This is a genomic window from Streptomyces sp. NPDC094034 (assembly GCF_040303865.1).
GTDB lineage: Bacteria > Actinomycetota > Actinomycetes > Streptomycetales > Streptomycetaceae > Streptomyces.
On the sequence record NZ_JBEOUD010000024.1, the window covers coordinates 91124 to 103645 of the forward strand.

General features: G+C 70.6%; 7 protein-coding genes (1 of these 7 running past the window's edge). 5 read left to right on the top strand and 2 right to left on the bottom strand.

Annotation, left to right across the window (positions count from 1 at the left end):
• Both ABTZ59_RS21660 and ABTZ59_RS21665 read right to left on the bottom strand, forming a co-directional pair.
• Window positions 1–4851: the 5' portion of a type I polyketide synthase gene (locus tag ABTZ59_RS21660; protein WP_351408697.1), read on the bottom strand. 23817 nt of this gene lie to the left of the window's left edge; the window shows 4851 of its 28668 coding nt (coding positions 1–4851); it begins with the start codon at window positions 4849–4851; the stop codon falls past the left edge of the window.
• Window positions 4852–5034: 183 nt separating this feature from the next.
• The gene (locus tag ABTZ59_RS21665) at window positions 5035–6066 is read right to left on the bottom strand and encodes a GDP-mannose 4,6-dehydratase (protein WP_351408705.1); all 1032 of its coding nucleotides are present in this window, start codon (window positions 6064–6066) and stop codon (window positions 5035–5037) included.
• A gap of 275 nt (window positions 6067–6341) precedes the next feature.
• On the opposite strand from ABTZ59_RS21665, the gene ABTZ59_RS21670 reads away from it, so the two are divergent.
• The 5 genes from ABTZ59_RS21670 (at window position 6342) to ABTZ59_RS21690 (ending at window position 12415) form a co-directional block, all read left to right on the top strand.
• Complete coding sequence (locus tag ABTZ59_RS21670) at window positions 6342–8108, top strand: ABC transporter ATP-binding protein (RefSeq protein ID WP_351408716.1); 1767 nt, start codon at window positions 6342–6344, stop codon at window positions 8106–8108.
• Complete coding sequence (locus ABTZ59_RS21675) at window positions 8077–9921, top strand: ABC transporter ATP-binding protein (RefSeq protein WP_351408723.1); 1845 nt, start codon at window positions 8077–8079, stop codon at window positions 9919–9921. Before ABTZ59_RS21670 ends, ABTZ59_RS21675 begins: the two co-directional genes overlap by 32 nt.
• Window positions 9922–10010: 89 nt before the next feature.
• Window positions 10011–10859 (top strand): metallophosphoesterase family protein, encoded by an 849-nt coding sequence (locus tag ABTZ59_RS21680; protein ID WP_351408727.1) that lies wholly within the window; start codon window positions 10011–10013, stop codon window positions 10857–10859.
• Window positions 10856–11539, top strand: coding sequence for a 4'-phosphopantetheinyl transferase family protein (locus tag ABTZ59_RS21685; RefSeq protein ID WP_351408739.1), 684 nt, complete (start codon window positions 10856–10858; stop codon window positions 11537–11539). Before ABTZ59_RS21680 ends, ABTZ59_RS21685 begins: the two co-directional genes overlap by 4 nt.
• A 75-nt stretch (window positions 11540–11614) precedes the next feature.
• Entirely contained in the window at window positions 11615–12415 is an 801-nt protein-coding gene (locus ABTZ59_RS21690; protein ID WP_351408763.1) for an SGNH/GDSL hydrolase family protein, read from the top strand.
• Window positions 12416–12522 lie beyond the last annotated feature (107 nt).

Genomic DNA, 12522 nt, shown 5'->3' on the forward strand with positions numbered 1-12522 from the left:
CGCCGCGTCGAAGAGCGCCACGCCCTGCTCGACCGGGAGCGCGGGCACCCCGGAACGTGCGTGCCGCTCCGCCTCGGACTCCGCGAGAGAGGCCGTCATACCGCCGGTGCGGTCCCAGGGGCCCCAGGCGAGGGACACACCCGGCAGGCCCTCGGCCCGGCGGTGCTCCATCAGCGCGTCCAGGAAGGCGTTCCCGGCCGCGTAGTTGCCCTGCCCGGCGCTGCCGATCACTCCCGCGACCGACGAGAAGACCACGAACGCGGCCAGCCGCTGACCCCGTGTCAGCTCATGCAGGTGCCAGGCCGCGTCGGCCTTCGGCCGCAGGACCTTGTCCAGCCGCTCCGCCGTGAGCGAGGTGATGAGACCGTCGTCCAGCACACCCGCCGTGTGGATCACGGCGGAGACGGTGTGGCGGGCCAGCAGCCCTTCCAGCGCCTCGCGGTCGGCCACGTCGCACGCCTCGACCGCGACCTCGGCGCCCAGCTGGGTCAGCTCGTCCGTCAGCGCTTCGGCGCCCTCGGCGGCCGGGCCCCGGCGGCTCACCAGCAGCAGCCGGCGCACTCCATGCCCGGCCACCAGATGCCGCGCCGTCACCGCGCCCAGCCCGCCCGTGCCGCCGGTGATCAGCACGCTGCCGTCGGCGTCCCAGACCGGTCCCGCCCCGATCTCACCGAGCGCCCTGCGCACCAGCCGCCCGGCCCTGGTCCCGCCGTCCCGGACGATCAGCTGCGGCTCGTCCGTACCCAGCGCCAGGAGCGGGAGCGCGACGGGCCCCGCCGGGTCCAGGTCGACCAGGCCGAAGCTGCCGGGGTGCTCCGACTGGGCGGAGCGCACCAGCCCCCACACCGCGGCCGATGCCACATCGGTGCCACCCACCGCGCCGCGTGTCACGAACACCAGCCGGGATCCGGTGAACCTCGCCTCCGCGAGCCAGGCCCGCGCCGCCGCCAGGACCTCTTCGGTCCGTGTGTACGCCGACCGGGCCTGGTCCTCTCCTGACGTGCCACCGACCGTCATGAGTACGACGGCCGGTACCGGTTCCTCGCCCGCTGCCAGCGCCGCCAGATCGGGATGGACCGCGAGCGTGCCCGCCGCCCCCTCGGGCCCGGCGAGTCCGAACGCGTCGGGGCCGACCAGGGCGAGGGACTCGGGGGCCCGCGTTCCCTCGCGTACGGGGACCCAGTCCAGGCCGAACAGCGCGTCGCGGGCGACCGTGGCGGCGGCGCCCGCCTGCTGTGCCGCGACCGCGCGCAGCACCAGCGACTCGACGGAGACGACCGGCTCGCCCGAGCCGTCCGCGACGGTGATGGAGACCGCGTCCTCGGCGACCGGGGAGAGCCGTACCCGCAGCGCGGTGGCGCCGGACGCGTGCAGCGACACGCCCTCCCACGAGAAGGGCAGTCCGCCGCGGCTCTGTGCGCCGAGTTCGACGAAGGACGTCGCGTGCAGCGCCGCGTCGAGCAGCGCCGGGTGCAGACCGAAGGCGCCCGCGTCGGCGTCGGCGCCCTCGGGCAGGACGACCTCGGCGTACACGTCGCCGTCGCGCCGCCAGGCCGCCCGCAGCCCCTGGAAGACCGGACCGTAGACGAAGCCGTCGTCGGCCAGCCGGTCGTAGACACCGTCGACGGCGACGGGCTCGGCCCCGGCGGGGGGCCAGACGGCCGCGTCGAACCCGGCGGTCCGCTCCTCGGCCCGCCCGTCGGCGGACAGTACGCCGGTGGCGTGCCGCGTCCAGGCCGTCTCGTCGCTTCCCTCGGGGCGGGAGTGGACATGGACGGTGCGGCGGCCGGAGTCGTCGGGGTTGCCGATCCACAGCTGGACCTGGATGCCGCCCCGCTCCGGGAGGATCAGCGGCGCGGCCAGGGTCAGTTCCTCGACCAGATCGCAGCCGACCTCGTCGCCCGCGCGCAGGGCGAGTTCGAGGAAGGCGGTGCCGGGCAGCAGTGTGGTGCCGCGCACCGCGTGGTCGGCGAGCCACGGGTGGGACGGCAGCGAGAGACGGCCGGTGAGCAGGACGCCCTCGGAGTCGGCGAGGGAGACGGCGGCGGAGAGCAAGGGGTGATGCGCCGCGCCGAGCCCGGCGGCCCGCAGGTCGGCCGACTGGTCGCGGGCGCCGCCCTTGGGCCAGTACCTGCGGCGCTGGAAGGCGTAGGTCGGCAGGTCGTGACGGTGTGCGCCGGTGCCCGCGAAGTACTCCGCCCAGCGGACGGTGACGCCGCGTACGTACAGTCCGGCCAGCGCGGTGGTGAGGGTGTCGGCCTCGGGGCGCCCTGCCCGCAGCGCGGGGAGGGCCGCGTGGTCCTCGGTGTCCGCCGCGTCGAGGCAGTCCTCGGTCATCGCGGACAGGACGCTGTCGGGGCCGAGTTCGAGGAAGGTGGTGACGCCGTGGCCGGCGAGCCAGCCGACGCCGTCGGCGAACCGTACGGCCCGCCGGACATGGTCCACCCAGTAGTCGGCCGAGGTCACCTGCGCGACGGTGGCGGGCTCGCCGGTGAGGTTGGAGACGAACGGCAGCAGCGGGGCCTGGAGGGACAGGCCGGCCACCACGGCGCGGAACTCGTCGAGCATCGGCTCCATGAGCGGCGAGTGGAAGGCGTGCGAGACCGTCAGCCGCTTGGTCCTGCGACCCCCGTCCGCGAGGCGGCCGGCGATCTCGGTGACCGCGCTCTCCTCGCCCGCGAGGACGAGGGCGGAGGGGCCGTTGACCGCGGCGATCGACACCGTGTCCTCGTGGCCGGACAGCAGCGGGGTGACCTCGTCCTCGGTGGCCTGTACGGCGATCATCGCGCCGCCCTCGGGCAGCGCCCGCATCAGCCGGCCGCGGGCGGCGACGAGGGTCGCCGCGTCGGTCAGCGACAGCACGCCGGCGACATGGGCGGCGGTGATCTCACCGATCGAGTGGCCGGTCAGATAATCGGGCTTGACGCCCCAGGACTCGACGAGCCGGTACAGCGCGACCTCGACGGCGAACAGCGCGGGCTGCGCGTACTCGGTACGGTTCAGCGCGTCGGCGTCCTCGCCCCAGAGCACCTCGCGCAGCGGCCGGTCCAGCAGCGGGTCGAGTGCGGCGCAGACGGCGTCCAGAGCCTGGGCGAACACCGGGAATCGGGCGTGGAGTTCACGGCCGGCGCCGAGGCGCTGGGAGCCCTGGCCGGTGAAGAGGAACGCCACCTTCCGCTCGCTCTGGGCGGCGCCCTGGACCGCGCCCGGCGGCGGGCCCGCCGTCTCCCCGTCCTCGGCCAGCGCCCGCAGCGCGGCGAGCGCGCCGTCGCGGTCGGCGGCCATGAGTACGGCGCGGTGCTCGAAGCCGGCCCGGGTGGTGGCCAGTGAGTAGGCGGTGTCGAGGACGGTCGCCGCGGGGTCGGCCGCCAGCGCGGCCAGCAGCCCGGCGGCCTGGGCGCGCAGCGCCTGACGGGTCCGTCCGGAGATCAGCAAGGGGACGGTGCCCGGCTCGATGCCCGCGCCGTCCCCGGGGGAATCCTCCTCGGTCCCGTCGGCGGGCGGGGCCTGTTCGACGATGGTGTGCGCGTTGGTGCCGCTGATGCCGAAGGAGGAGACGCCCGCGCGCCGGGGCGCGCCGGTCTCGGGCCAGGGGGCGTTCTCGGTGAGGACGCGGACCGCGCCCCGCGACCAGTCGACATGCGAGGAGGGTTCGTCGGCCAGCAGGGTCCGCGGCAGCACCCCATGGCGCATCGCCATGACCATCTTGATCACACCGGCGACTCCGGCGGCGGCCTGGGTGTGGCTGATGTTCGACTTCACGGAGCCCAGCAGCAGGGGCCGGTTCTCGTCGCGGCCCTGCCCGTAGGTGGCGAGCAGGGCCCCTGCCTCGACCGGGTCGCCGAGCGTGGTGCCGGTGCCGTGCGCCTCGACGGCGTCGACCTCGGCTGCGGAGAGCCGGGAGTTGATCAGGGCCTGCTGGATGACCTCCTGCTGGGAGGGGCCGTTGGGGGCGGTGAGTCCGTTCGAGGCGCCGTCCTGGTTGACGGCCGTGCCACGTACCACGGCAAGGATCCCGTGTCCGTTGCGCCGGGCGTCGGAGAGCCGTTCCAGGACGAGGACACCGACGCCCTCGGCCCATCCGGTGCCGTCGGCGGTGTCCCCGAAGGAGCGGCAGCGGCCGTCCGCGGAGAGGCCGCCCTGCCGGCCCATCTCGATGAAGGTGCCGGGGCTCGACATGACGGTGACACCACCGGCCAGGGCGAGGGCGCACTCCCCCGCGCGCAGCGCCTGGGTGGCGAGATGGACGGCCACGAGCGAGGAGGAGCAGGCGGTGTCCACGGTGACCGCGGGGCCGACGGTGCCGAGGGTGTAGGAGATACGTCCGGACAGGACGCTGCCGGTGTTGCCGGTGAGCTGGAACCCCTCGGCGCCGTCGGCGGGGCCCACCCGGTAGTCCTGGGCCATCGCGCCCATGAACACCCCGGTCTGGCTGCCCTTGACCGAGGTCGGGTCGATACCCGCGCGTTCGAGCGCCTCCCAGGCGGACTCCAGCGCGACACGCTGCTGCGGGTCCATCGCCACGGCCTCGCGCGGCGAGATACCGAAGAAGTCCGCGTCGAAGTCGGGGGCGTCATGCAGGAATCCGCCGGACGAGGTGGTGGACGAGGCGAGCGCCTCGACGTCCCAGCCGCGGTCGGCGGGGAACGCCGTAATGCCGTTCTCACCGGCCTCGACCAGCCGCCAGAGGTCTTCCGGGCTGCGGACACCGCCGGGGTAGCGGCAGGTCATACCGATGATGGCGATCGGCTCCTGGGCGGCGCTCTCCAGCTCATTGACCCGCTGCCGCGTCCGTCGGAGATCGGCGGTGGCCAGCTTGAGGTAGTCCCGGAGCTTCTGTTCGTTGTCCATCTCAACTCAACCCATCTCGACAGCCAGCGGCCGAACATGAATCACGCGGGGCATCTCGCGCTCGCCGTGCAATGCGAAAAATAGAAAGCCACATGGCTTCGCAGCCGTTTTAGCGGGAAGCCATGTGCGAGTGTCGTACGGACCGCCAGGGGAATTCCCTAGTCCTCCGCGGCCTTCGTTCCGCTACCAGTTGGAGGCGAGCAGAAGGTCCCCGTATTCGTGTTCCCGGGAGACCTGATTCAGATCGGCGTCGACCATCATGTGCATCAGTTCGGGGAAGTCGACGCTGGGCTTCCAGCCGAGCTTGGTACGGGCGTGCTCGCTGTCCGCGCAGAGGATCTCGACCTCCGCGGGGCGGACCAGCTCGGGGTCGATGACGACATAGTCCTGCCAGTCCAGGCCGACGTGTTCGAAGGCGATGCGCACCGCGTCGCGTACCGAGTGCATGGTGCCGCTGCCCACCACGTAGTCGTCCGGCTCGTCGGGCTGGAGCATGAGGTGCATCGCGCGCACATAGTCGCCGGCGAAGCCCCAGTCACGGACCGCGTCGAGGTTTCCGAGGTGCAGCCTGTCCTGGAGCCCGAGCTTGATCCGGGCGACGGCGAGGGAGATCTTCCGGGTCACGAACTCCGAGCCCCGGCGCGGCGATTCATGATTGAAGAGCATCCCGGAGACGGCGTACATCCCGAAGGACTCACGGTAGTTGCGGGTGATGAAGTGGCCATACGCCTTGGCGGCGCCGTACGGGCTGCGCGGATGGAACAGGGTCGTCTCACGCTGCGGAGTCTCGGCGGCCTTGCCGAACATCTCCGAGGAGGACGCCTGGTAGAAGCGGATCTGGCCCTCTCCCGCGGTGCGTGAGCCGTTCAGTCCGCTCACCATCCGGATCGCCTCAAGGACGCGCAGGACGCCCATGCCGTTGACCTCGGTGACGAGTTCCGCCTGCTGCCAGGACATCGGCACGAACGAGATCGCGCCGAGGTTGTAGACCTCGTCCGGCTGCACGGTGTCGACGGCGGAGACCAGACTGCCCTGGTCCATCAGATCACCGTCGACGAACGAGAGTTCGGAGACGAGACGGCTGACCCGGGACTTTCGCGGGTTTGCCTGTCCTCGGATCAATCCCCACACCTGGTAGCCCTGGGACAGGAGATGCTCGGCCAGATAGGAACCGTCCTGCCCGGTAATTCCGGTGATCAGCGCACGCTTGGTCATACCAACCCCTTCTCGACCACGGAGAGACCGCCCAAACGCAGAGCTCGGTCGACGACCTTGCATCGAATACGCTTCTGTCCGGACGATAGACATCGGCACGCTCGCAAGCCGCCGACCACGGTGTCAAGAAATCCCGTGCTTACTAGGGAATTCCCGAGTCGGAGCCCCGTCAGGAAGGCCAGGAGAGACGGAACACTAGTAATTTTCGGGACCGTGATGCGGTGCACTGTGTGCGTCGGCGTTCGGGCCGGCACTGTCAACCGGAGCGTCTTTCCGTGCTGTTCGGACTTCTGCGTACCCATGTGCGTCCGTACCGGCGAGCCGCGGCCCTGCTGGTGCTCCTGCAACTGATCCAGATCCTCGGCACACTGCTGCTGCCGACGCTGGGCGCCGCCCTGATCGACAACGGTGTCGTCGCGCGGGACAGCGGCTATGTCTCGCGGCTCGGCGCGGTCATGGTCGCCCTGGCGCTCGTCCAGGTCGCCGCGGCGATCGGCGCGGTGTCCCTGGCCTCCCGTACCGCGATGGCGATGGGGCGCGACCTCCGCCGCGTCGTCTTCCGCCGGGTGCTGGACTTCTCCGCCCGTGAGGTGGGCCGCTTCGGTACGCCGTCGCTGCTGACCCGGACGGTCAACGATGTGCAGCAGGTGCAGACGCTGACCCAGTCGGGCTTCGGCATCGTGGTGGCCGCGCCCCTGATGTGTCTGGGGAGCGTCGTACTCGCGCTTCGGCAGGACGTTCCGCTGGCGCTGATCCTGGTGGTCCTCGTCGCGGTTGTCGCCGTCGCGTTCGGGCTGCTGCTGGCCCGGATGGGCGTGCTCTACGAGCGGATGCAGACATATCTCGACCGGCTCGGTCGGCTGCTGCGCGAGCAGATCACCGGCGTACGCGTGGTGCGTTCCTTCGTACGGGACGGCTACGAACGCGAGCGGTTCACCCGTACGAGCACGGAGCTGTACGAGGTCTCACGGCGGGTCGGCCGGCTCATCGCGTCGATGCTGCCCGTGGTGCTGCTGCTCATGAACGGGTTCATGGTCGCCGTCCTCTGGGTCGGCGCCCACCGGATCGACAGCGGGGCGACACGGATCGGCGCGCTCAGCGCCTTCCTCGGCTATCTCTCCCTGATCCTCATGTCGGTCGTGATGGTCGCGTTCGTGTTCCTGTCGGTGCCGCGCGCGAAGGTGTCGGCGGCGCGTATCCAGGAGCTCCTGGATACGCCGACGAGTCTCTCCCCGCCGTCCGAGCCGGCCCGGGCCGCGGCGGAGGACATCGGCCAACTGGAGCTGCGCGGGGTGGAGTTCCGCTACCCGGGCGCGGAGAAGCCGGTGCTCCAGGGGATCGATCTGACCGCGGGCCCCGGGGAGAGCGTGGCGATCCTCGGCTCCACCGGCAGCGGCAAGACGACGCTGCTCAACCTCGTCCTGCGGCTGTTCGACGTCACGGAGGGTGCGGTACGGGTCAATGGCGTCGACGTACGGCGGCTGGACCCCGATGTCCTCAGCCGGACCGTCGGCTTCGTACCGCAGCAGCCGTATCTGTTCTCCGGGACCGTCGCGACCAACCTTCGCTTCGGGAACCCGGACGCCACCGACGACGAGCTGTGGCACGCCCTGCGGATCGCCCAGGCCGCCGAGTTCGTCACGGGCATGCCCGGCGGGCTCGACGCCGGGATCTCCCAGGGCGGCACGAATGTCTCGGGCGGCCAGCGCCAGCGGCTCGCCATCGCGCGCACCCTGCTGCGCAGGCCCGCCGTCTATCTCTTCGACGACTGCTTCTCCGCGCTCGACTACGCCACGGACGCCGCGCTGCGCACCGCGCTGGCGCCGGAGATCGCGCGGTCGACCGTGATCACCGTCGCCCAGCGGGTCGCCACCGTCCGGTACGCCGACCGCGTCGTCGTCCTGGACGGCGGACGCGTGGTCGGCACCGGCACCCATGACGAACTGCTGCGCGACAGCGCCACCTACCGTGAGATCGCCCTCTCCCAGCTCACCGAGGAGGAGACCGTTCATGGTCTCGTCGGCCGGCCCCCGTCCCACTGAGTCCCGAGGGCCCGGCCGCCGGCTCCTCGGCCTGCTCCGGCCGCACCGGCCCCGGATCGCCTTCGCCCTTGTGGTGGGCATCGGCGGGATCGTCCTCAACGCGTTCGGTCCGCTCCTGCTCGGCAATGCCACCGACCTGATCGTGGACGGTCTGCCGGCCGGATCCGGCGACGCGTCCCCCACGGTCACCACCGCGGGCGTCGACTTCGGCGCGGTCGGGCGGCTGCTGCTGCTCCTGCTGGTGCTGTATGTCGCGGCGTCGCTGTTCATGCTGGCGCAGGGCCGGCTGGTCGCGGCCGTCGTGCAGCGCGTGGTCTTCGATCTGCGCGAGAAGGCGGAGGAGAAGCTGGGACGGCTGCCGCTGCGCTACTTCGACCGCAATCCGGCGGGCGAGGTGCTGAGCCGTACGACCAACGATGTCGACAATCTCCAGGGGACTCTTCAGCAGACCCTCGCCGAGCTGATCACCTCGGTCTTCTCCGTCATCACCATGCTCGTCCTGATGCTGGTGATCTCGCCGTCCCTGGCGCTGATCATGCTGGCGAGCGTGCCGGTGTCCGGGGTGCTCGCGGCATGGATCAGCAAGCGCGCCCAGCCCCGGTTCGCCGAGCAGTGGGAGGCCACCGGCTCGATGAACGCCCAGGTCGAGGAGGTCTGTACGGGCCACTCGCTGATCAAGGGCTTCGGCAGGCGCGAGCAGGCGGAGCGGCGGTTCGACGCGCACAACGAGGCGCTGTACCGGGCGGGCGCCAGGGCCCAGTTCGCCTCGGGCACCATCGAGCCCGCCATGATGTTCATCGCCAACCTCGGCTATGTGGTGGTGGCGGTGGTGGGCGCCTGGAAGGTGGTGAGCGGCGCGCTGACGCTCGGGGACGTACAGGCGTTCATCCTGTACTCCCGGCAGTTCAGCCAGCCGATCGTGCAGGTCGCCAGTGTGGCGGGCCGTCTACAGTCCGGGATCGCCTCCGCCGCACGGGTCTTCACCCTGCTCGACGCCGAGGAACAGGGCCCCGACCCGGTCCATCCCGTCCGGCCGGAACGGATCACCGGACGGGTGGAGTTCGACCGCGTCGGTTTCCGCTACACCCCCGAGTCCCCGCTGATCGATGATCTCTCCCTGACCGTGGAGCCCGGCAGCACGGTGGCCATCGTCGGCCCGACCGGCGCCGGCAAGACCACGCTGGGCAATCTCCTCATGCGGTTCTACGAGGTCGACGAGGGCCGGATCCTGCTCGACGGCACGGACATCGCGACGATGACCCGCGACGATCTGCGCGCGCGGTTCGGTCTGGTGCTCCAGGACACCTGGCTGTTCGGCGGCACGATCGCCGACAACATCGCGTACGGCCGCGCCGGGGCCAGCCGTGCGGAGATCGTCGCGGCGGCCCGCGCCACCTGCGCCGACCGCTTCATCCGCACCCTGCCGGACGGCTACGACACCGTGCTCGACGACGAGTCGGCCGGTGTGAGCGCGGGCGAGAAGCAACTGATCACGGTCGCCCGGGCGTTTCTCGCCCAGCCCGCCGTGCTGGTCCTCGACGAGGCCACCAGCTCCGTCGACACCCGTACCGAAGTGCTGATCCAGCGCGCCATGAACACCCTGCGCGCGGGCAGGACCAGCTTTGTCATCGCGCACCGGCTGTCCACCATCCGCGACGCCGATGTGATCGTGGTCATGGAGTCGGGGCGGATCGTGGAGCGCGGCACCCATGACGAACTGATCCGGGAACAGGGCGCCTACGCGCGTCTGCACGCCGCCCGCGCCCATGGCTCCCCCCGGCCGGCCGCCGACGGTGTGGTTTCCGGTGGCTGACGTGTCGTCGCGCGCTTCCGCGTAATCTCGAAGGGTCAGCGCGCCGGTCCGATCACCGGCGTGCGAGCCCGACCGATAAGGACGGTATTGTGCCCGACGGAAAACTCTTCGCCGTCAGCGACCTGCATGTCGTGTACGACGAGAACCGCGCTCTGGTCGAGGAACTGCGCCCGGCATCGGACGACGACTGGCTGATCGTCGCGGGCGATGTCGCCGAGAAGTACGCCGATGTCGAGTGGGCGCTGCGGCTGCTCGGCGAGCGATTCGCGAAGGTGATCTGGGCGCCGGGAAACCATGAGCTGTGGACCCATCCACAGGATCCGTGCGATCTGCGCGGCGAGAAGCGCTATCTCCATCTGGTGGAGCTGTGCCGGGGGCTGGGCATCGCCACCCCGGAGGACCCCTATCCCGTCTGGCGGGGCGCCGGCGGTCCGGTGGCGATCGCCCCGCTCTTCGTGCTCTACGACTACTCCTTCAGGGCGCCCGGCGCGACCACCACGGAGGAATCGCTGCGGCTGGCCCATGAGGCGGGCGTGGTCTGCTCCGACGAGTACTTCCTGCACCCCGACCCGTTCGCGGGCCGGGACGCCTGGTGCTGGTCGCGCGTCGAGGAGACCGAGCGCCGGCTGTCGGCGATCGATCCGTCCCTGCGTACGGTTCTGGTCAACCACTTCCCGCTGGTCCGCGACCCCACGCGCATCCTGTACTACCCGGAGTTCGCCCAGTGGTGCGGTACCGAACTGACCGCCGACTGGCATGTGCGCTTCCGTTCCGCCGCCGTGGTCTACGGACATCTGCACATCCCCCGGGTCACCTGGCACGACGGGGTGCGCTTCGAGGAGGTGTCGATCGGCTATCCGCGCGAGTGGCGCAAACGCCCACCCCGGGAGCCGCTGCGCCAGATCCTGCCCGAGCCGGCCGGAGAGGTGGCCCGGTGATCGGGGAGGTGCTGCCCGCCGCGGTCGCCGCCGAGGCCGCGTACGACGACGGGCACGAGCCGGGCGAAGAACTGTTCCCGCAGGAGAAGGCGCTGGTGGCGAACGCGGTTCCCAAACGGCAGCGGGAGTTCACCACCGTACGGTTCCTGGCCCGGCGCGCGATGCGCCGTCTCGGGCAGCGGCCCGTACCGCTGCTGCCCAACCGGCGCGGGGCGCCCCAGTGGCCGGAAGGCATCGTCGGCAGCATGACGCACTGCGACGGCTACCGCGCCGCGGTGGTGGCCAGGTCCGGGGAAACGGTGGCGCTCGGCATCGACGCGGAGCCCGACGCGCCGCTGCCCGACGGTGTGCTGGACGTCATCACGCTGCCGGCCGAGCGAACCCTGATCGCGGCCCTCACCGAACGTCACCCCGGGGTCAGCTATGACCGGCTGATTTTCAGCGCCAAGGAAAGCGTTTTCAAGGTGTGGTATCCGCTCACCGAACGCGAACTCGACTTCTCCGAGGCGGAAATCGACATCGATCCGGTCGAACGGACCTTTCAGGCAAGGCTTCTGGTACCGGGCCCCTTCGTGAACGACCGTCATATCGGTGAATTCCAGGGCCGTTGGATCGCGGAACGGGGCCTGGTGGCCACCGCGATCCATGTGACACATGAAACGTCATCAGTTTTTCATTGAATCCATCGTCACTCGCCGCCGTGAACTGCTATCCAAGTGGGGTCCTTGTCCCCCCACCCCTGGAGAAGCATCTCCGTGCGTTCAATAAAGGCACTGTTCGCCGTCTTTCTGGCCATCGTCGCCGCGGTCACGATCTCGCCGTCCGCATACGCGGCCAACGGTAAGTACGTGGCGATGGGTGACTCGTACGCGGTCGCTCCCGGCACCCGTACCTACGACGACCCCAACCACGCGTGCCGCCGGGGCCCGCTGGCCTACCCGCGGCTGTGGGCGGCTCAGCACAGCTCGGTGGCGTTCGTCGAGGCGTCGTGTTCTGGTGCGACCACGGCCGAGGTGATCAGCTCCCAGATCCCGCAGCTCACCGCGGACACGACACTGGTGACGTTGCAGGTCGGCGGCAACGATGTCGGCTTTGTCGACGTACTGACCAACTGCATCCTCACCATCGACGACCGGGACTGCCTCAACGGCGTCGCGCTGGCGAAGCAGGCGGCGGAGTCGGCTCTGTCCCCGGCGCTCGCGAGGACCTACAGCGCGGTGCGCGCCGCCGCGCCCAACGCGAGAGTCATCGTCATCGGATATCCCCGGCTCTACACCATCGGGGGTTCCTGCGGCATTTTCGGACTGAGTGACACCGAACGTACCGCGCTGAACTCAGCGGCCGACACCCTGGCCTCCGTCATGTCCGCCCGTGCGGCGGCCGCCGGTTTTGAATTCCTGGACGCCCGACCGGTATTCGACCCGCACACGATCTGCTCGTCCAGTTCCACCTGGGTCACCAGCCTGGAATGGGACAAGATTAACGAGTCCTACCACCCGAACACCGCGGGCCACCGCGACGGTTATCTGGCCGCTCTGAACGCCCTCACCGGCTGACGGAGCGACCGGCCGACCGGCCTGTCGATCACATAAGTGGGGGCGTTCCGCTTTCTTCCGCGGAACGCCCCCACTGCCGTATCCCCTGTGCCCTGTCCCGCGCCGTT